We start from the raw sequence: 20,070 nt of genomic DNA, 5'->3' as shown, positions 1-20,070 counted from the left end.
TAATCACCTATTATCTTATTGATTTCTGCTTTAGTTTTTCTGTCATGTCGTGTAATTTAACTATACCAGCTTCTCTTACTCTCTTATTGTCATCTTCAATAGATTTTGTTTCTTCGATACCTTGCATAATAGTATTCCATGTCTTTTCTAGTGTTTCAATTTTTACGCTAGTGCCTCCAGCAAGTTTTGCTATGTCTACACTTTGACTTCTTATATTTTCAGCATTTTTCATTAATAACTCATTAGTAGTTCTATCAAGTTCAGATAATGAATCCGCTACTAACTTTTGTTTTTTTAATGCTATAGCTTGGATTATGCCATTTTTAAACACAGGAATAGTTATTATAAACGCAGAATGCACTTTTGATATCAACTTATAATTACCCCTTTGAATCATTTTAATCTGAGGAGCAGTTTGTAATGATACCATTTTAGCCATTTCTAAATCATAAATTCTCTGCTTTAACATTTCAAGAGTAGCTTTAAAATTTTCTAAATTAATTGCATTTATTTGTTCTCCATTATTTGCCAAAGATTGGAGTTTAGGAAGTTCTCCAGCTTCACTTTTTTCAACAATCATATTTCCTGCAGTAATGTATTTTTCTAATTCTCCATAATACTCAAAATTTTGATTGTATAAGTTTTCAAGCATTAAATTGGAGTTATTTATTTCCACCTTATAACCACTGAGCTGAGTATAAATCTTATCTATTTCTCCCCCAATGGTTTTATACTTACCCATCATTTTATCTATCGCCTTACCTGGTTTGCTAAATAGTTTTCCAAGGAAACTAGTTTTGTTTTCTTCAAAATCTTGCTTATCAAATTTTTTCATTATAACAGTAAGTTCCTTTATCATAACACCTGAATCTTCCATACTACTGCTTTTAATAGAATTTAATATTTGATCCGCAAATTTTGATATTTGCTGTGCTGGTTCGTTTCCAAATTCTAATATGGCATTTGCATCTTTAATATTCAAATTGGAAGCAATTTGCATAACCTGTGGTGAGACTCTAAGTTGATTATTTATACTTTTAGCCCTTTGCTCTATGCTTTGATTTTCAGCATTCTCATCTTTAATTATAAGTACTCCATTATCATTTTCCATGTTTCCACTCCTCTTAACTTTTTTATGACTTATTTTTCAGACTTTTATGACTAACATAAAAATCAAATTTAACTACAAATTGTTAATTCTCAGTTTTATCAAATATCAGCTGTGAAAAAGACTATCAAAAAAACCTTTCTTCTTTTCCACATATTTTTTAAAAGGAAGTTCAAAACTCACATTAGTAAGTCTATGAATATCGTATTGCTCAGGATAAATGAAATTTTCTATATCGTTATATCCTGAAGGGTTATAGATAATTATATCTATTCCAAGAGAATTCATAAAGGAAAGCATTATGCAATCTTCAAAAGATAAATTTCCATTCTCTTCATTATTATACACTACAATTTTAGGAACTTCTTCTGGATAATCAAATCCTTGCAAAAGTTCAAGTACTTCTCCATCTAAATTTATAAGTACTGAAAAAATATCCACTTGTAAATCCCTTAAATCTTCCTGTTCAACATTTATTATTACAGGGTTTAAGCACAGTTCTTTAATTTTCTCTGCCATAGTCTTTTGAAGTCCAGAACGCAATTCCTTGTATTTCCACCAAGATGAATTAATCATTTCTTGCGTATGGAATTCTGAAAAAGCATTGTTAGGATATATTAGATTAAACTTGCCATATTCTAAATGAACTCCCTCCATTATAGGTAACTCATTATAGAATTTTGTTATTTTTTGAGTTATTACCTGGTTAATCTCTTTCCAATATATATCAATGTCCTCATGAGTTCCACAAACTTTTGAGAACATATTAGGTATAACTACAGTTGAACCCTTAACTGTCCACCCTTCCCTTATATGTGCTTTTTCCTTCATCCATATGTATATTTCTTCATAGGTAGTATTAAGGGTTACCGCCTGCACCTTATAATCTGCAAACTGCCAAGGTCTGTAAAAACCAGAGTCATCTGTAAACAGTGTTTTATTAAGTTCCTCCTTGGCATTATAGGCAGTGGTCTTAATTCTATCTTCTATACCAACAGGGAATTGTTTTATTTCCCTTTTACAATTATAAACAATTTCCTTAGAAAAAGCATTGTATTTATCAATTTCATGGAAAGCACCAAAATTTTCAGGATTGAAGTACAAAATATCACAACCCAAAGTTGATAATAATATCAAATAAAAAACTTCTGCTTTTGAAATATCCCCATAAAATATGATTTTAGGATTAATACTCAAATAATCAAATTTTCGAAATAATTCTTCAGAATAAATATTTAGCCAATGAATCACATAGTTTGTAATAACTTTAATATCCTGGTTGTCCGTTGTTTCATTACTTTTAATATAGTATTCTAAAAGCCCCTTGAAATTATTTTTAATCTGCGTGAGCAAAACTTTGTTAGTCAAATTCGGAAAAAGTCCATTATCACTTATTAGATTTATAATTAAAGACACATCTATAATTTCAGTTTGAAACACTTTTCCCCAAATATCATTGGATACGTTTTGAAGTCTTATGCTAATATTCTTATCTAATCCTTCACTAAACCTTTTGTAACCTGATCCCATTTTTTTTAGTTCACTGTCTAATTTATACAAATTGTCATAGTAATCAGTCTCATTATCTTTTATACCTATAAACCTATAAAAATAACATGGAATAAACACAACATTGGAATTATATTGGAATTTATCTCTTTTACAAATTTCTTTTTTTAAACTACTTATGATATCTTCATTGATGTCCAAATTCACACTATGGATTTCTAAATTATTCAAACTATTCTTTTCCATATTCACCTTACCTTTTTAATTGTTTATTGTTGTAAATATAGTTTTTTTATCCCCTCAAGTATAGCATATTATACACTTGTTTTTCATTAGAATATATTGAAAAATTACCATTTAAATATAAATTAGTTAGAATTATCAGAATAATGCAACTTTATTTTATGCGTTTTTTTTTGCAAAAGGCATTCTTTTATACACATAAAAGGTGTAATATATATAGTATAGTGCATTATATATGCACTTAGCAGTAAGTTTATGCTTTGTTTACAATTTATGCTATAAATTTATTGTATAATCACTAGTTTAACTTAAAATTAGTATAATGTGGCTTTCCATTTATTATTGTTATCTACTACATAAAACCAAAAATAGATAACAGGTAATAATTATTAGGTCCAAAGAGAACTACAAGGAGGTTTATTATGGGACTTTTGACTTTCAAAAAAGGGATTCACCCAAGTGGTAAAAAAGACTTAAGTATGCACAAAGCAATTGAAGATTTGCTTCCAAAAGGCAACTTAGTATTTCCTATGCAACAACATATAGGAGCGCCTTGCGATCCACTAGTAAAAAAAGGTGATCGCGTACTTATGGGACAGAAAATAGGTGAATCCAAAGCTTTTGTATCTGCGCCAATATATTCCAGTGTATCTGGAACAGTACTCGATGTAGCCACAAGATTACATAGCAATGGAGCCATGGTAATGTCAGTTATAATCGAAAACGATAACATCTATGAAGAAGCATCTACTATGACTCCGAACAAAGATTATGAAAAACTATCAAAAAACGAACTACTGGCTATCATTAAAGAAGCTGGCATCGTAGGTATGGGTGGAGCTGGTTTTCCAACTCATATTAAGCTTAACCCCCCTGCTGAAAAAGTTATTGACAGCATTATTGTAAACGCAGCTGAGTGTGAACCATACTTAACTTGTGATTACAGAATGATGCTAGAAAAACCAAATGAAATTGTAGAAGGCTTAAAGATTATTCTTCAAATGTTTCCTGGTGTTAAAGGATATATTGGAGTTGAAGATAATAAGCCTGAGGCAATAGCCGCTATGAAAAAAGCTTCAGAAAACATTACTAATGTAGAAGTCACTCCACTTACTACAAAATACCCTCAAGGAGCAGAAAAACAATTAATTTATTCTATTACTGGAAGAGAATTATCTTCTGGAAAGCTTCCTGCAGATGTTGGATGCATAGTTCAAAATGTTGATTCTGTGTTTGAGATATATAATGCAGTAGTAAATGGCAAACCGCTTATAGAGAGAGTTTTAACTGTAACTGGAGAAGCAATTAAAGAGCCACTTAATTTGAGAGTAAAATTTGGTACTTCTATAAGTGAAGTTATAGATGCTGCTGGTGGATTTAAAGAAGACCCTGTTAAAGTACTTTCTGGTGGTCCTATGATGGGAATGGCTTTACGTTCTTTAGATATTCCTGTAATTAAAGGAACCTCAGGAATACTTTGCTTAACAAAAGATCAAGCTAAACTTGAAGAAGAATCTAGTTGTATTAGATGTGGAAAATGCATAAGTGTTTGTCCTATGTTTTTAAATCCTACAAAACTTAATTCTTTAGTTTTAAGAGGCAAATATGATGAATTCGAAGAATTACATGGTATGGATTGCATTGAGTGCGCTTGTTGCTCTTATGTATGCCCAGCTAAACGTCATTTAACTCAAACTTGCCGTGAAGGTAAACGAACAATAAACATTAATAGAAGAAAAAAATAGATAGAGGTGACTTATATGTATACAGTATCTTCATCCCCACACATAAAATCAAATGATTCTGTGCAGGGCATAATGAGAGACGTAATAATAGCATTAATACCTGCTACCTTTGCTGGAATATATTTTTTCGGAATGAAAGCATTTTTAGTTACATTATTATCTGTGCTATCATGTGTTGCAGCAGAAGCATTATGGCAAAAACTTACACACAGAAAAGTTACAATTGGAGATCTTAGCGCAGTAGTAACTGGTTTATTACTTGCTTTCAATCTTCCAGTAGCTGTTCCACTTTGGCTTCCTGTAATTGGAGGATTTTTCGCTATTATTATAGTAAAACAATTTTTTGGTGGAATTGGACAAAATATAATGAATCCAGCTTTGGCTGCTAGAGCATTTTTACTTGCTTCTTGGCCAGTACATATGACTAATTTTACCGTTGATGGTACATCAGCTGCTACAGCACTTGGTATACTCAAAAGCGGTAGCGGTGAACTACCTAAATTAATGAACGTTTTTATTGGTAATGTAGGTGGTTGTATTGGTGAAACTTCTGTAATTGCATTACTAATTGGAGCAGCTTATCTACTATATAAAAAAATAATAAGTTGGCATATTCCAGTTGCATATATTGGTTCAGTATTTATCTTAACACTTATATTAGGTAGAAATGGCTTTATGAGTGGAGATGCAATATATGAAATTTGTGCTGGTGGCTTAATGCTTGGTGCCTTCTTTATGGCAACAGATTATACCACTTCCCCAATGACAAAAAAAGGACAAGTTATTTTTGGACTTGGATGTGGAGTATTAACCACAATTATACGTTTATATGGTGGTTATGCTGAAGGAGTATCTTATTCTATATTGATAATGAGTTTATTTGTTCCATTTATTGATAAGTTTACTGCTCCACGTATTTTTGGGGAGGTGAAATAATTGAAAGAAAATATAAAATTAGGTTTAATATTACTTTTAATTACAGGAATGGCAGGATTATTACTAGGCGGTGCCTATGAAATAACAAAAGCACCTATAGCTGAAAAGATTGCCTCTGATAAACAAACTGCTATGAAAGAAATATTACCCACTGCTGATAAATTTGAAAAAGCAGATGTAAAAATTAATGATAAAGTTTCTGAGGTTAATGTAGGGCTTAAGGGTACTGAAATAGCTGGATATGCTATAAAAGTTGCACCTAAAGGATATGGTGGTCCGGTAGAAATCATGGTTGGAATATCAAATGATGGAAAAGTTACTGGGATTAAAATTTTAACTCACACTGAAACTCCTGGTCTTGGTGCTAATGCTCCAAAACCTGAATTCTCAGGTCAATTTAAAAATAAACCTACAAAAGATAAATTAGAAGTTGTAAAAGTAGCTCCTTCAAAGGAAAATCAAATACAAGCTATTACAGGTGCAACAATTACTTCTAAAGCTGTAACTCTTGGTGTTAATGATGCTATTGATTTTTATAACTCTTCATTGAAAGGAGATAAAAAATAATGAGCGTATTTTCTGAAAGACTAAAAAACGGTATAGTAACCGAGAATCCAATATTCGTTCAAGTTCTAGCAATGTGCCCTACTCTAGCTGTTACTAGTAGTGTAGAAAATGGTATAGGCATGGGCCTGGCAGCTACAGTAGTTTTAATTGGTTCAAATCTTTTTATATCCTTACTAAGAAAAGTAATTCCAGATAAAATTCGTATACCTGCTTATATAACAATAATAGCAGCTTTTGTAATATTAATACAATTTATATTGCAAGGATTTGTTCCATCACTATACAAATCCTTAGGAATTTTCATTCCACTTATAGTTGTTAACTGTGTAATTCTTGGAAGAGCTGAATCTTATGCATCAAAAAACAAGCCACTTCCTTCAGTTTTTGATGCTATTGGAATGGGACTTGGTTTTACAATAGCCTTAGCTATTCTTGGTGCAATAAGGGAACTACTAGGAGCTGGTTCAATACTAGGATTTAAAGTATTTGGGAACTCCTTTGAGCCTGCTATAATTATGGTTTTAGCACCTGGTGCTTTTATTACACTAGGAATTTTAATGGCTTTATTAAATCAAAAATCAATTAGTAAAACAAATAAAGTTAATGACAAAATTGCACATTTTCATGAAATTAATGAAGAAACTGGTGAATGTACTAGCTGTGTATCTTGTCCTCATACTTGCAAAAAATAATTTTGTTTAATTTTTTAAGAAAGGTGGATAAAAATGAGACTTTTTTCGATTTTTATAAGTGCATTTTTGGTAAATAATTTTGTATTAGCTAAATTCCTTGGAATATGTTCTTTTCTTGGAGTTTCTAAAAAAACTGAGACTGCAAAAGGTATGGGACTAGCAGTAGTATTTGTTATGTTCTTAGCCTCAATAATGACTTATGGAGTCTACAACTGGATTTTAGTTCCTTTGAACATAACCTATTTATCAACTCTAGCATTCGTTCTAGTTATTGCAGCACTTGTGCAATTTGTTGAAATGGTTATTAAAAAAACTCAGCCAGGTCTCTATAGAGCACTTGGAATATTTCTTCCTTTAATAACAACTAACTGTGCCCTTCTTGGTATGGCTGTTATTAATATAGGTGAAAAATATAACCTAATCGAATCCATGGTTAATGCTCTTGGAGCAGCTGCTGGATACATGCTTGCTATTGTTCTTCTTTCAGGTCTAAGAGAACGAATGGAAGCGAATGATAATATGCCACTCTGCTTTAGAGGTTTACCTATTTCATTAGTTACAGCAGGCCTCATGGCTATTGCATTTTTAGGCTTTAGTGGTTTAAAATTGGGGGGTATTTAAATGGATATGAACAATTTAATTTACCCAGTATTAAGCCTTGGTGGTTTGGGACTAGTATTCGGAGTAGTACTTGGTTATGCTAACAAGAAATTTTATGTACCAGTTGATCCTAAAATACCATTAGTTAGAGAAGTATTACCCAGTGCAAATTGTGGTGCATGTGGCTTCGCTGGTTGTGATGCTTATGCTGCAGCAGTAGTTGGTGGAGATGTACCCCTTAATTTATGTTCAGTAGGTGGAAGTGCAGTTGCTGAAAAAATTGGAGAAATAATGGGTGTAACCGTTGAAACTGAAAATCCACAAGTTGCTTTTGTTAAATGTAAAGGCACTTGCACGGTTGCTAAAGATAAATATATATATGATGGAATTCAAGATTGCCGTCAAGCAGTTATTGCTCCTGGAGAAGGTCCTAAAGCTTGCTCAGATGGATGTATGGGTTTAGGGAGTTGTGTAAGAGCTTGTGAATTCAATGCCCTTCACATCATAGATGGAGTAGCTGTAGTATATAAGGATAATTGTGTAGCTTGTGGTGCTTGTATTAAAGTATGCCCTAAAAATTTAATAGAGCTCGTTCCAGCAAGTCAAGAAGTACTTGTAGAGTGTAACTCTAAATTAAAAGGTAAAGCAGTAAAAGATAATTGCGCGGTTGGATGTATTGCATGCCAAATGTGTGTAAAAGTATGTCCCGTTGGAGCAATTACTATGGTTAATAACCTAGCTACAATAGATTTTGAAAAATGTACACAATGTGGTCTATGTGCTGCTAAGTGTCCAACAAAAGCTATTTCTAAGCCTCTAAAAGCTCATGAAACTATGACTAAAGAGAGTGCAGCTGTAAGTGAATAATTAAGTAAGAAACAAAAAATAAAAAAAGATACTAAGGTTAAAATCTTAGTATGTTTTTTATTTTTTGTTTCTCTTCCTACCCGTAATAAAAGGATAGAAAATCCCGCCCAAGCGACTTGCAATATGAAACGCAGAAACTATTGAAATTTGGTTAAGGAATTCTTGCTTTGCGAATATAAAATTCTCGTGACACTGCCAGGACGGCAGTGTAGCGAACCCGAGGCAGGACGCCGAGTGCATAACAATTAATAATTGTTATGTCCCCCAGAGAACTACCCAGAGGAGAACGCTAGAGAATTTTATTTTCGCAAAAGATTAGAATTTTTTAATGGAATTTTCTGTTTTGAGTTCATTTGCAAGTCACTCGGTCGACTGCTCTATCCTTTTCTATAACCTTTTATCTAGTACTAATATTTTTTCCAATCTATTTTTTAATACATTAGCTAATACTCCAATAAAGTACCCTGTGACAATAGCTGAAATCAATAATACTGGTAAATACAAATATATTCTTAAATCTTTAATTATGAAGGCAGCTACTAGTAACTGACCTACATTATGAAAAATAGCACCACATACACTAATTGTAGGTAGACTTAGTGATTTCTTAAAATACTTATATAGTAATATCATTACTATGTTACTAAGTAGTCCACCAGCAAGGCTAAACATAAGTGCTGATAGTCCCCCTCCGAAAATAGACCCTAATACTGTTCTTAAAATCATTATTAAAAGTGCTTCTTTCCAACCGAATAAAATTAATGCAACTAAGGATATAGAATTTGCAAGTCCTAATTTTATTCCTGGAAATAACACCGGAATCTGTGCCTCAATCAAATAAATAACTAAGGCTATTGCCACTAATATGCTAAGTAAAACCATTTTTTTAGTTTTTCTCATATTCCACCCACATCTTTTTCAATTTAGAATGTTCCACCATCAATGGAACTATTCTCTTTTACTTGCTTTCCCTCAATAGTAATAATAAGTTTATTAGGTAAACATACAATAATTTCACCTGGTTTTGAAATTGATCCACTTTTAACACACTCTTTATGTAAACAATTAGCATCACTAACACGAATGCTATTATGTTTAACTAGTATGGTATTAAAATGACCATTACCTGTCTTTATTGTAAACTCTTGTGACTCTACTACCTTATTTAAATCAATAGTTTTAAACACCTTGCCATCACTTTTAATCACAGCAATATTTTCTGACCCCTTAATTGAAATTTTATATATTGAAGTTATGCCTATGGCTACTATTACAATAGCTAAAAGTACTATTCCAACTATTTTATCACCTTTTTTCATAAATAAACTCCTTGTTAGTCAAATTAAAATCATTTTTAAGACCGGACGTAACATATATTTTTTTATCCTTTGTAATAAAAATAGCATCTACACCTTTAATAGACTCTATAAGTTTAAGCCCTTTTGAAAGGCCCATAATATACGTACTTGTAGATAGTGCATCTCCATCTATTGACTTATCTGATACTATAGTTGTACTTATAAGACCTGCTTCAGATGGATATCCAGTTTTTGGGTCAAATATGTGATGATAACGCTTGCCGTTCACAATGAAAAATCTTTCATAGTTTCCTGATGTAACTACGGATTTATCTGTAACACTAATAGTTCCTATGTATTGTCCCCGAGTATCCAATGGGTTCTGTATCCCTATATTCCAGTTAGTCCCATCGACTTTACTCCCAATAGCAAAAATATTGCCTCCTAAATTTATAAGTGCACTACTAATCTTATTATCTAATAGCACCTTTTTTATTTCATCGGCTGTATATCCTTTTGCAATAGCACCCAAATCTATAGCTTCACCAGCACCTCTTAATTGTACTGTAGAATCTTTCTCATCTAAAAGAATATTCTTATAATCAACTAACTTTAACTTTTCCTCTATTTCACCTTTCGAAGGAACTCTCTCTTTATCTGTACCTATACCCCATAGCTTTACAATTGGTTCTATAGATATATCAAAAGAGCCTTCTGTTAATTTACTGTATTGCATTGCTTCATTTACTACAAAATAAGTGTCCTTGCTAAGCTTTTGCTCTGAATTTCCAGCCTTCTCATTAAGTTTGGTAATTTCAGAAGTCTCAATATTAACAGACATTTTATTTTCTATGTCGCTTATCCTTTCTAAGGCTTTCTCTGTTGCACTTTCTGCGTTTTCACCATATACCTTTAATTGAACAATTGTACCCATAAGGTATGTCTCTTTTTCAACAGGTTTACTATTATTTTTGCAAGATATTAAAAATGTTGAAATAATCAATAATAAAAATATATAATATTTTCTATGTAAACTCTTTATGATTCCTCACCATCCCTAGCTCGTTTTTAAATACATTATACCATATATACTTAAAATAAATATCTTGCTATATCATGAATTCCAGAAAATTTAAGTCTAAAATAAAAGCGCTGAAACAATAGTTCAGCGTTTTTAGTAAGCCTTTTATTTAATTTATTTCATCTAACTTGTGTGAAAATTTCTTTATTTCTAAGTAATTTCACCAAAAATAATACACAAATAGTAACCAAGCCAATGCTTAATGCAAAAAATACTGTAGTAAATGCCCCGGCCTTAGCAGACGATATATTATACTGTTCACTAATTTTAGCAATTTGGTTTATTCTATCAGCAAAAACACTTATAGAATATCTTATCCATAGCATTGAAATAGCAAACGCTATAGGAACTATTGCCATTCCTATTAAAAACCCACTCTTTCTTCTTTGCTTAATCCCTATAAGTCCCATATATATTGGTAAGACAAATAGTAACGGCAAAAGAAATCCTGTGAATTGTGAAGATAAGATTAAAAACAATGCACTTAAAATTGTAAAATATAAAGTAATCTTTTTTAAAGCCATACTTTCCTCAATATTCATATATCATCACTCTTTTCTTATTGATTCTTTAATACTGTTTTTAAACTGATAACTGATAAAGATATTATTGCGCCCCACATTACTAACATAAAACCCAATGCTTGACCACTCATATTTTATCCTCCTTATTTGTATCTAAAGTAGTAATAATAATCATTACTACTTTAGTGATTCTTAGTAATATAACAATTATTAATGGTTATAATTTTTTATTTTTACTTCCTTATAAGAACCTTGTTTTCTACAAGTTCTTTTCCATAAACACCTTTTATACTCCTATAAGTACCAATAAATCCGATGATAAATACTATTAATAAAACTATTCTCGCACCATTAACCCAAGGTACTAATACCGGTGTTTTTGCTACAAAAGTTGGTATCATTTTAAAATATCCTTCTTTAATATATGTTATAGTTGATCCTGTTAGAATAATTATTATAGTTGCAGGGGTTACAAACCTAATCATAACTGTATAAAGCCATTTTGGTGCTTGCCAGAAAGAACCATGATTCATCTCGTCTACTGGATTTTCTTTCATGAGCCAACCAGCTACAATGATTTCAATAAGACCCATTACAACTAGTAAATAAGTACCAACCCAGTTATCAAGCTCTGTAAAATAAGCAAGTTCAGCTGTTTTAGTAATTATTGGCTCTAGTGCAACTGGAAGTCCAACTATTATATATCCTATGAAAACTAACAAAGCAGCCTTCTTTTTTGCCATCCCCATGCCTTCTTCGAGTATTGTTACTAAATAATTATACATAGCAATAGCTGAAGTAAAGCCAGCAAAGAATAATAGTAAGAACCATAGTGTTCCCATTACCCTACCACCATTCATAACTCTAAATATATTAGGCAATGAGATAAATGATAGTCCTACTCCTGAACTTAAACCTTTTACACCCATGAAAGCATAAGTGATTGGTATTGCTATACTTCCTCCAAGGATTACTTCTGCAAATTCATTTAGTGATACTGTTGTCATTGATGAAGTTACAATATCATCATCTGACTTTAAATAAGAAGCATAATTTTGAATTATACCCATTCCAAGTGATAATGTAAAGAAAATTTGCCCTGCTGCTGCAAGAGCACCTTTAAAACTCAAATCTGCCCATCTTGGAGTCCAAAGATAATCCAATCCCTTTATAGCAGACCAATCTGGATTAACTGGTGATCCAATAGTTAATGTTTTATAAATTAATATGAATCCAAATATATATAGTGTAGGCATCATTAATTTTGCCCAAGACTCTATACCCTTTTCAATTCCTCTCGTAACTGCTAGTCCTAAAATTGCTAAACTAATAATCCAGAAAGTAAATACATAAGCGGGGTTTTGTATATAATTTGTGAAAAACTGTCCTGTAGATACAGCCTTATCTAAGTATCCACCAGTTGCTGATAAAAATGCATAACCTAGTGTCCACCCTATCAAATGATTGTAATATGAGTTTACCAGTAGTGTAACTCCAATAACTATCATTCCGCATATAGAACCTAAAATAATTGCACGTCGCGGTTTAATCTTGTCTCTTGATTGAATATAGATCATAAAACCTACAGTTCCATGCCCATACCTTCCACCGAGTCTTCCCATCATCCATTCTACAAGCATCAAAGGTATTCCTATTAAAATAAGAGCACCTACGTAAGGAATCATAAAAGCTCCGCCACCATTTTTAGCAGCTTGGTATGGAAATCTCCAGAAATTTCCAAGTCCAACTGAATTGCCTGCCATTGCTAGAATCATTCCAATTTTTGATCCCCATTCTTCCCGTTCTTTAGCCATAATTAAACCTCCCCTTGTGTATTTATCAATGCCGTGTTAATAATTTATAAATTATTAACATATCATTCATTTATAAATTATTAATATATTATCAAATTTTTCAGAAAATTGCAAGTGTTGTTAAATTTTTTTCATTTTATTTTTTCATTTATAAACACAACCCACATTAACAAATATGTAGTTTGGAATTTTAAAAAAATATTCCTATATAAATCAACATTATACAAGTATATTTTAGCTATTATATAGAAAAATCATAAAATAGTTTTCTCAATAAATAAGCAAGATTCTAAGAAAATAAGAAAATACTTTTAATTAATGATATTTTTTTAACAAATTGCAGTCACTTTTATATATATATTCCTATTTAACTCAAAATAGAACACGTAAAAATTTATATCTTTACATAACCTTCGTATTATGTGATTTTTTATTAACCCACTAAACAAAGGTACAGAATTAATATTCTGTACCTACTTTTGAAAAACATTACATTCACTAAATGCTAATATGCTCTTTGATCTCCATTTAATATATTCTCAATTTCTATCACTTCACTTACTCATTCTTAATACCTTTCTCAAACTCACTATTGCTGAAACTATTATTACACTCCACATAGTAAGCATAAAACCTAATGCTTGACCGCTCATATTTATTCCTCCTGACCATCTTTAGTTTTTATAAAAAATTTATGGTTTACAACCTTATTAAATTAGAACTTTTTTATAAAAAGTTCATTTAAAACTTACTATGTATAATACTTTTTATAATTTATTTATAATTATAATATCAAGCTTTTCAGAAAATTGCAAGTATTGTGTAATTTCATCCATGACTTTGTCGAATTTAAGATTTCAAGTTCAATAATAAAAGTTTGCATTACTCTTTATAATTGTGTTTATATTTCTTTTTTCTACAAATCTATTTATAAAATAATCAATTTAAAATTAATTATTTATGTCTAATAAAGTCGAAATCAAAATAAATTTTTTAATAAAGTCGAAAATCAATTAAGATGACTATATTACTGGTTTGACAAGGATAAATTTTTATGCTAATATTTCAATATAAAACATATATTTGTATAAATTCAATAATAAACCATTTCTAAAATTTCAATAATTGGACAAGACCATACTTTAAAATGAAAGGGGTTAAAAGATGTTAAATTTTATTGTTAAAAGACTATTTTCAACTTTGATTACACTCTTCGTAGTTATTACAATAACTTTTTTCTTAATGAGATTAATGCCTGGCGGACCATTTTCTAGTGAAAAAAAGCTATCTCCACAAGTTTTAGCTAATTTGAACAAGAAATTTGGTTTGGATAAACCTGTATTTAAGCAATATACTATTTACTTAGCAAACCTTTCTCATGGTGACCTAGGTCCTTCAATTAAAAATGAAGGAAGAACAGTTAATGGAATTATATCCTATTCCCTTCCCGTTTCTGCTAGATTAGGAGTAGTCTCTATGACTTTTGCCATGATATTAGGTGTATACATGGGAATAGTTGCGGCCCTTCATCAAGGTAAATGGCAAGATAAATTGTGTATGTTTATTGCAACAATTGGCATTACGGTGCCAAGTTTTGTAGTTGCAACACTTCTGATTTATGTATTTGCAGTAAAACTTCGTATATTTAATGCCATTGGCCTTAAATCAGCAAAGGATTATGTTCTTCCGGCCATTGCTCTTGGAGCATCTGCCATGGCCTTTGTTGCAAGGCTTGGAAGGTCAGCTTTACTTGATGTTGTAAGACAAGATTACATTCGAGTTGCAAGAGCTAAGGGACTTTCTAGAAATGTAGTTATATATAAACATGCTTTAAGAAACTCACTAATCCCTATTATAACTTACATCGGACCACTGCTTGCTGCTGTTTTAACTGGTAGCTTTGTAATTGAAGGCTTGTTTGGAATTCCAGGCATGGGTCGCGAATTCATTCAAAGTATAGGCAACAGAGATTATACGGTGTTATTAGGTTTTGTAGTCTTAGATGCTTCATTCTTAATAATTGCAAATTTTATAGTTGATATATTATATGCAGTAATTGACCCAAGAATAAAAATTGAAGCATAACATGGGGGGGGCCTAAATATGGAAATAAATGATGAGTTATTTGAAAGAATACCAAAGGACAAGAAAAAATTAAATGAAATAGTCAGACCAAGCGAAACTTATTTTCAGGATGCATGGAGAAGGTTAAAAGAAAATAAACTTGCAATGGGAGGATTATTTTTCGTTATATTCATAACTATAGCAGCTATTGTTGTGCCAATGCTATCAAAATATAACTATTATTCTCAAAATTTTAAATTGGCAAACCAAAACCCTAGTGCCGCCCATTGGTTTGGTACTGATAAATTCGGTAGAGATGAATTTGTTAGAATATTATATGGTGCAAGAATTTCACTTACTGTTGCTTATATAGTAAGTATATTAAATCTTGTTATAGGAATTTTATATGGCAGTATTTCAGGATATGCAGGTGGTAATGTTGATAATGTAATGATGAGAATTGTTGACGTAATTTGGTCAGTTCCCAGCATGATTTATGTTATTCTCTTAATGGTTATCCTTAATAAACCAGATGTGCCTGCTAAAGATGGTGGTATGTCAAGTATTATAATTGCAATGGCAATATCCTTTTGGGTAGTAATGGCAAGAATTGTAAGGTCACAAATCATTACCCTAAAGGAACAAGAATTTGTACTTGCTGCAAAGATTTCAGGTGCTTCTAGCATGAGAATAATACTAAAACATCTTATTCCAAATAGTATGGGACCAATAATAGTAACAATGACAATGTCTGTGCCAAGTGCTATTTTTACAGAAGCTTTCCTTAGTTTTATAGGCCTTGGAATTTCTGCACCTAAAGCATCCTGGGGAAGTCTTGCTTCTGAAGCATTAGACGGATATCAGCTTTTCCCATTGCAGTTATTTTTTCCTGCCATGGCAATTTGTATTACAATACTTGCGTTTAATTTCCTTGGCGATGGCTTAAGAGATGCTCTAGACCCGAAGATGAGAAAATAGTTAGGGGGAAAAATTATGGAAAGATTACTTGAAATAAATAATTTAAAAACATCCTTTTTTACACATGTAGGGGAAGTGAAAGCTGTAGGAGGTGTATCCTTTTACCTTAACAAAGGTGAAGCTCTTGGAATAGTTGGAGAATCTGGGAGTGGAAAAAGTGTTACTATGATGTCGCTTATGAGACTACTTACTGATACAGGAAAAATAATAAACGGTGAAATCATATTTCAGGGAGAAGACCTTATAAAGGTATCTGAGAAAGACATGGAAAAAATAAGAGGAAATGAAATTGGAATGATATTTCAAGATCCCCTTACTTCCCTAAATCCAGTATTTACTGTAGGCAATCAAATAATGGAACCATTACTTAAACATAGAGGATTAACCAAGAAAGAGGCTTTTGCAAAGTCAGTTCAAATGCTTTCCTTAGTTGGGATTCCAAGTCCTGAAAAGAGAATGAAACAATACCCTCATGAATTTTCTGGAGGTATGAGACAACGTGCAATGATTGCCATGGCCTTATGTTGTGATCCAAAACTTCTAATTGCAGATGAGCCTACTACAGCCCTAGATGTTACAATACAAGCACAAATTTTAGAGCTTATGAAGGACATTAAAGAAAAATTAAACACTTCAATTATTCTTATAACACATGATTTAGGTGTGGTTGCAGATGTTTGTGCCAGAATAAATGTTATGTATGGTGGATTAATTGTCGAAACAGCTTCAACTAAGGACTTATTTTACAATCCAAGACACCCTTACACTTGGGGACTTTTAAACAGTATTCCGAATCATAAAAGTACCACACGTGAAAAGCTTAAACCAATAGATGGACAACCACCGGATTTGTTAAAACCACCCGTAGGATGTCCATTTGCACCTAGGTGTGATTATGCTATGAGAATTTGTGAACAGCAAAGACCACCATTATATCAAATTAGCCCTGAGCATAATGCAGCTTGCTTTCTAAATCACCCTAATGCACCTAAGATAAAAGCACCTGTTGGAAGGGGGAGTTTATAATGAATAATGAAAATGTACTAGTTGAAATTAAAGATTTGAAAAAGTATTTTCCAGTAAAGAAAGGTTTGTTTACCCCAAATCACAGTTATGTAAAAGCAGTAGATGGAATTTCTTTTACAATAAATAAAGGTGAGACTTTAGGACTAGTAGGAGAATCAGGTTGTGGTAAAACCACCTGTGGAAGAACAATAATAAAATTATATGAACCCACTGGTGGTGAAATAATATACGATGGACATGATTTATCAGGGTTAAGTCCAAAGCAAATGCTTGCTTATAGGAAAAAAATACAAATGATATTTCAAGACCCCTATGCTTCATTAAATTCGAGGATGACCGTTGGTGATATAGTCGGAGAATCAATTGACATTCATGGTGTTTATAAAGGGAAGGAACGAATGGCAAGGATTCAAAGTTTACTCACAACCGTAGGACTCAACAGTGAACATTCTAGCAGGTATCCACATGAATTTTCTGGTGGTCAAAGACAAAGAATTGGTATAGCTAGATCCCTTGCTGTACAACCAGAATTTATAATCTGTGACGAACCTATATCTGCATTAGATGTTTCCATACAAGCACAAGTTATAAATATGCTTGAAGAATTACAAGAAAATATGGGACTCACTTATCTTTTTATAGCTCATGATTTATCAATGGTTAAGCATATATCCAATAGAATTGGAGTTATGTATTTAGGAAAAATGGTAGAAATAGGCAATAGCGATGAGGTATACTGGCATCCAATGCATCCATATACGGCGGCCTTACTTTCAGCTATTCCAATACCTGATCCTGAAGAAGCCGCACTAAGAAAGAGAATTATGCTTGAAGGAGAAATACCATCCCCTATAGATCCTCCACCTGGATGTAGATTTAAAGGTAGATGTCAATATGCTATGAAAATATGTTCAGAGGTAGATCCAGAGCTTAAGAATTTAGCAGCAGACCACTTTGTGGCTTGTCATTTATTTTAAATGGTATAAAAATCTTGTCTAACCCATATATTACTGAATATAATTCGATGCTCTGCACCGAATATATATATATTTTTATATAATAGAGGGGGAATATTAAAAATGAAGAAATCAGCAAAGATAAGTGCAATTTTGCTTACAGTAGCTTTAAGTGCTTCATTACTATCAGGCTGTGGCAAAAATGCTACTACACCAGAAACTGCTCCTAGTGCTACTGCTGTACCACAAGTAATAACTTTCAATTTAGGTGCAGAACCTAAGACTATTGATCCAGCATTAAGTACTGCTGTTGATAGTGGAACAGTTATCGGGAATGCTTTCGAAGGTTTAATGGCATTAGATAACAACGATGCACCAATTCCAGGTATGGCCGATAAGTATGAAATGTCAAAAGATGGTTTGATTTATACTTTCCACATTAGAGCAGGTGCTGTCTGGTCAGATGGTAAACCAGTTGTAGCTGGTGATTTCGAATATGCATGGAAAAGAGTTTTAAATCCAGCCACTGCTTCTGAATATTCTTACCAAATGTTTTACTTGAAAAATGGGCAAGGTTATAATGAAAGTGGGCTTGCGGCTGACAAGAAAACTGCTGGTGTTAAATCTGCAACAATTGATGAAGTTGGAGTTAAGGCAACAGATGATTCAACTCTTGTAGTTACTCTTGAAAACCCAACTGGTTACTTCCTTTCACTTCTGGCTTTCCAAACCTATATGCCAGTGAGAAAAGATGTAGCAAATACTGATACTGCCTGGGCAACTAAACCTGAAACTTATATTACTAATGGTGCATTCAAAATGAAAGAATGGTTACCTAAAGATGTAATGACCTTTGTGAAAAACGACAAATATTGGAATGCTAGTAATATCAAACTTACTACTCTTAACTATAAAATGCTAGAAGATGCAACTGCAGCACTTTCAGCATTTAAAGCAGATCAAATGGACATGATTACTACACCACCACAATCAGAAATTCCTGGTCTTGTAAAAGAGGGTCTTTGTAAAATTACTCCTAATTTAGGAACTTACTATTATGTAGCGAATCTTACCCCTGAAGCTGTTAAGCTAAACCCAGTAGCTGCTAAGGCTATACAAAACCCTAAAGTAAGAAAAGCATTATCACTTGCTATCAACAGAAAAGACATAGTTGAAAATGTTAGTAAAGGTGGTCAAACTCCTGCAACATCCTTTGTTCCAAAAGGTATTATAGAACCAGATGGTAAGGATTTTGCAAGTAAAGAATACTACCCAGCGCAGGGAGATATAACTAAAGCTAAAGCATTACTAGCTGAAGCAGGTTATCCAGGCGGAAAAGACTTCCCTAAACTAACCTTTCTTTATAACACAGGTGCAGGACACCAAAATATCGCTGCTGCAGTTCAAGATATGTGGAAGACAAACCTTGGAATAGATATAGAACTTAAGAATCAAGAATGGAAAGTATTCTTAACAACAAGAAATGATAAACAATATACTCTTGCAAGAGATGGATGGCTAGCAGACTATACAGACCCTATGACATTCCTTGATTTACTTACAACAAGTTCAGGAAATAACGACCCAGGATACAGCAATCCAGTATATGATGCTAAAATTTTAGCTGCTAAAAAAGAATTAGATCCAGCTAAGAGAATGACAATGCTACACGAAGCAGAAGACATTATTATGAGTGATGATGTTGTAATTCCTATTTATGCATATACAAATACAATAGTTACAAAGCCAACTATTATGGGAGTTCGTACCTCATCCTTAGGAATGACATGGTTCCAAGGTGCTTCCGTAACTGCTGCAAAATAATATAACTTAGTAAAATAATAAAAGCTCATAACATTAGAATGTTATGAGCTTTTATTTGAATACATACCAAACCCTCCTGATATACATAAAATTCAGAATAACCATTCCACTTCGCCCTTCTTTTTCATATAATATTTTACCACCATGTTATGTTTTAAATTTTTTTATATAAATGACCACTTGTAAAAACTTCTATAAATTGCATATATGAAAAACATATGTTATAATTACATAAATT

At 32.2% G+C, this 20,070-nt stretch carries 18 protein-coding genes; 11 read left to right on the top strand and 7 right to left on the bottom strand.

The features are described from left to right. Positions 1 to 10 precede the first annotated feature (10 nt). Together ACREVU_RS09655 and ACREVU_RS09650 are read right to left on the bottom strand one after the other, a co-directional pair. Positions 11 to 1,111 (bottom strand): toxic anion resistance protein, encoded by a 1,101-nt coding sequence (locus ACREVU_RS09655; protein ID WP_431551379.1) that lies wholly within the window; start codon positions 1,109 to 1,111, stop codon positions 11 to 13. 105 nt (positions 1,112 to 1,216) lie between these two features. Further along, positions 1,217 to 2,863, bottom strand: coding sequence for a YceG family protein (locus tag ACREVU_RS09650; RefSeq protein ID WP_431551378.1), 1,647 nt, complete (start codon positions 2,861 to 2,863; stop codon positions 1,217 to 1,219). A gap of 419 nt (positions 2,864 to 3,282) precedes the next feature. Here ACREVU_RS09650 and rsxC point away from each other — a divergent pair, with 419 nt between their 5' ends. The 6 genes from rsxC to rnfB are packed head-to-tail and all read left to right on the top strand — an operon-like array spanning position 3,283 to position 8,267. After that, entirely contained in the window at positions 3,283 to 4,605 is a 1,323-nt protein-coding gene (gene rsxC, locus ACREVU_RS09645) for an electron transport complex subunit RsxC (RefSeq protein ID WP_431551377.1), read from the top strand. Between the two features lie 15 nt (positions 4,606 to 4,620). Continuing rightward, positions 4,621 to 5,541: an RnfABCDGE type electron transport complex subunit D gene (locus ACREVU_RS09640; protein WP_431551376.1), complete on the top strand. Its 921-nt coding sequence runs from the start codon at positions 4,621 to 4,623 to the stop codon at positions 5,539 to 5,541. Then, on the top strand, positions 5,542 to 6,108 hold the full coding sequence (locus ACREVU_RS09635; RefSeq protein ID WP_431551375.1) for an RnfABCDGE type electron transport complex subunit G: 567 nt from the start codon (positions 5,542 to 5,544) through the stop codon (positions 6,106 to 6,108). Next, entirely contained in the window at positions 6,108 to 6,800 is a 693-nt protein-coding gene (rsxE, locus tag ACREVU_RS09630) for an electron transport complex subunit RsxE (RefSeq protein ID WP_431551374.1), read from the top strand. The genes ACREVU_RS09635 and rsxE overlap by 1 nt, the downstream gene beginning before the upstream one ends. Positions 6,801 to 6,833: 33 nt before the next feature. Continuing rightward, the gene (gene rsxA, locus ACREVU_RS09625) at positions 6,834 to 7,421 is read left to right on the top strand and encodes an electron transport complex subunit RsxA (RefSeq protein WP_431551373.1); all 588 of its coding nucleotides are present in this window, start codon (positions 6,834 to 6,836) and stop codon (positions 7,419 to 7,421) included. A gap of 6 nt (positions 7,422 to 7,427) precedes the next feature. Further along, positions 7,428 to 8,267 carry an RnfABCDGE type electron transport complex subunit B gene (gene rnfB / locus ACREVU_RS09620; RefSeq protein WP_431551417.1) on the top strand — a complete coding sequence of 280 codons (840 nt, stop codon included), beginning with the start codon at positions 7,428 to 7,430 and terminating at the stop codon, positions 8,265 to 8,267. Positions 8,268 to 8,654: 387 nt separating this feature from the next. On the opposite strand, the gene ACREVU_RS09615 is transcribed toward rnfB, so the two are convergent. The 5 genes from ACREVU_RS09615 to ACREVU_RS09595 form a co-directional block, all read right to left on the bottom strand. Further along, a complete protein-coding gene (locus ACREVU_RS09615) occupies positions 8,655 to 9,167 on the bottom strand; it encodes a Gx transporter family protein (RefSeq protein ID WP_431551372.1) in 513 nt (170 codons plus the stop codon). 23 nt (positions 9,168 to 9,190) lie between these two features. After that, positions 9,191 to 9,586, bottom strand: a complete 396-nt coding sequence (locus ACREVU_RS09610) for a NusG domain II-containing protein (RefSeq protein WP_431551371.1) — start codon at positions 9,584 to 9,586, stop codon at positions 9,191 to 9,193. Continuing rightward, positions 9,573 to 10,499: an FAD:protein FMN transferase gene (locus ACREVU_RS09605; protein ID WP_431551370.1), complete on the bottom strand. Its 927-nt coding sequence runs from the start codon at positions 10,497 to 10,499 to the stop codon at positions 9,573 to 9,575. The genes ACREVU_RS09610 and ACREVU_RS09605 overlap by 14 nt, the downstream gene beginning before the upstream one ends. 266 nt (positions 10,500 to 10,765) lie before the next feature. Then, complete coding sequence (locus ACREVU_RS09600) at positions 10,766 to 11,188, bottom strand: hypothetical protein (protein ID WP_431551369.1); 423 nt, start codon at positions 11,186 to 11,188, stop codon at positions 10,766 to 10,768. A 215-nt stretch (positions 11,189 to 11,403) separates the two neighbouring features. Next, positions 11,404 to 12,984 (bottom strand): sodium:neurotransmitter symporter family protein, encoded by a 1,581-nt coding sequence (locus ACREVU_RS09595; protein ID WP_431551368.1) that lies wholly within the window; start codon positions 12,982 to 12,984, stop codon positions 11,404 to 11,406. Between the two features lie 1,164 nt (positions 12,985 to 14,148). On the opposite strand from ACREVU_RS09595, the gene ACREVU_RS09590 reads away from it, so the two are divergent. The 5 genes from ACREVU_RS09590 to ACREVU_RS09570 all read left to right on the top strand — a co-directional run bounded on the left by ACREVU_RS09590 (position 14,149) and on the right by ACREVU_RS09570 (position 19,832). Beyond that, a complete protein-coding gene (locus ACREVU_RS09590) occupies positions 14,149 to 15,069 on the top strand; it encodes an ABC transporter permease (RefSeq protein WP_431551367.1) in 921 nt (306 codons plus the stop codon). Positions 15,070 to 15,087: 18 nt separating this feature from the next. After that, positions 15,088 to 16,026 (top strand): ABC transporter permease, encoded by a 939-nt coding sequence (locus ACREVU_RS09585; protein ID WP_431551366.1) that lies wholly within the window; start codon positions 15,088 to 15,090, stop codon positions 16,024 to 16,026. A gap of 15 nt (positions 16,027 to 16,041) precedes the next feature. Then, positions 16,042 to 17,052: an ABC transporter ATP-binding protein gene (locus ACREVU_RS09580; RefSeq protein ID WP_431551365.1), complete on the top strand. Its 1,011-nt coding sequence runs from the start codon at positions 16,042 to 16,044 to the stop codon at positions 17,050 to 17,052. Next, positions 17,052 to 18,029 (top strand): ABC transporter ATP-binding protein, encoded by a 978-nt coding sequence (locus tag ACREVU_RS09575; RefSeq protein ID WP_431551364.1) that lies wholly within the window; start codon positions 17,052 to 17,054, stop codon positions 18,027 to 18,029. The genes ACREVU_RS09580 and ACREVU_RS09575 overlap by 1 nt, the downstream gene beginning before the upstream one ends. Before the next feature lie 102 nt (positions 18,030 to 18,131). Beyond that, a complete protein-coding gene (locus ACREVU_RS09570; protein WP_431551363.1) occupies positions 18,132 to 19,832 on the top strand; it encodes a peptide ABC transporter substrate-binding protein in 1,701 nt (566 codons plus the stop codon). Positions 19,833 to 20,070 lie beyond the last annotated feature (238 nt).

It is taken from the genome of Clostridium sp., assembly GCF_050717535.1.
GTDB lineage: Bacteria > Bacillota > Clostridia > Clostridiales > Clostridiaceae > Clostridium_AD.
This window is presented reverse-complemented; position numbering and strand designations above follow the sequence as displayed.

Bases quoted from the DNA above. Each gene is read 5' to 3' on its own strand.
- ACREVU_RS09655 (WP_431551379.1), bottom strand. From the start codon at position 1,111: ATGGAAAATGATAATGGAGTACTTATAATTAAAGATGAGAATGCTGAA.
- ACREVU_RS09650 (WP_431551378.1), bottom strand. From the start codon at position 2,863: ATGGAAAAGAATAGTTTGAATAATTTAGAAATCCATAGTGTGAATTTG.
- rsxC (WP_431551377.1), top strand. From the start codon at position 3,283: ATGGGACTTTTGACTTTCAAAAAAGGGATTCACCCAAGTGGTAAAAAA.
- ACREVU_RS09640 (WP_431551376.1), top strand. From the start codon at position 4,621: ATGTATACAGTATCTTCATCCCCACACATAAAATCAAATGATTCTGTG.
- rsxE (WP_431551374.1), top strand. From the start codon at position 6,108: ATGAGCGTATTTTCTGAAAGACTAAAAAACGGTATAGTAACCGAGAAT.
- rsxA (WP_431551373.1), top strand. From the start codon at position 6,834: ATGAGACTTTTTTCGATTTTTATAAGTGCATTTTTGGTAAATAATTTT.
- rnfB (WP_431551417.1), top strand. From the start codon at position 7,428: ATGAACAATTTAATTTACCCAGTATTAAGCCTTGGTGGTTTGGGACTA.
- ACREVU_RS09615 (WP_431551372.1), bottom strand. From the start codon at position 9,167: ATGAGAAAAACTAAAAAAATGGTTTTACTTAGCATATTAGTGGCAATA.
- ACREVU_RS09610 (WP_431551371.1), bottom strand. From the start codon at position 9,586: ATGAAAAAAGGTGATAAAATAGTTGGAATAGTACTTTTAGCTATTGTA.
- ACREVU_RS09605 (WP_431551370.1), bottom strand. From the start codon at position 10,499: ATGGGTACAATTGTTCAATTAAAGGTATATGGTGAAAACGCAGAAAGT.
- ACREVU_RS09600 (WP_431551369.1), bottom strand. From the start codon at position 11,188: ATGAATATTGAGGAAAGTATGGCTTTAAAAAAGATTACTTTATATTTT.
- ACREVU_RS09595 (WP_431551368.1), bottom strand. From the start codon at position 12,984: ATGGCTAAAGAACGGGAAGAATGGGGATCAAAAATTGGAATGATTCTA.
- ACREVU_RS09590 (WP_431551367.1), top strand. From the start codon at position 14,149: ATGTTAAATTTTATTGTTAAAAGACTATTTTCAACTTTGATTACACTC.
- ACREVU_RS09585 (WP_431551366.1), top strand. From the start codon at position 15,088: ATGGAAATAAATGATGAGTTATTTGAAAGAATACCAAAGGACAAGAAA.
- ACREVU_RS09580 (WP_431551365.1), top strand. From the start codon at position 16,042: ATGGAAAGATTACTTGAAATAAATAATTTAAAAACATCCTTTTTTACA.
- ACREVU_RS09575 (WP_431551364.1), top strand. From the start codon at position 17,052: ATGAATAATGAAAATGTACTAGTTGAAATTAAAGATTTGAAAAAGTAT.
- ACREVU_RS09570 (WP_431551363.1), top strand. From the start codon at position 18,132: ATGAAGAAATCAGCAAAGATAAGTGCAATTTTGCTTACAGTAGCTTTA.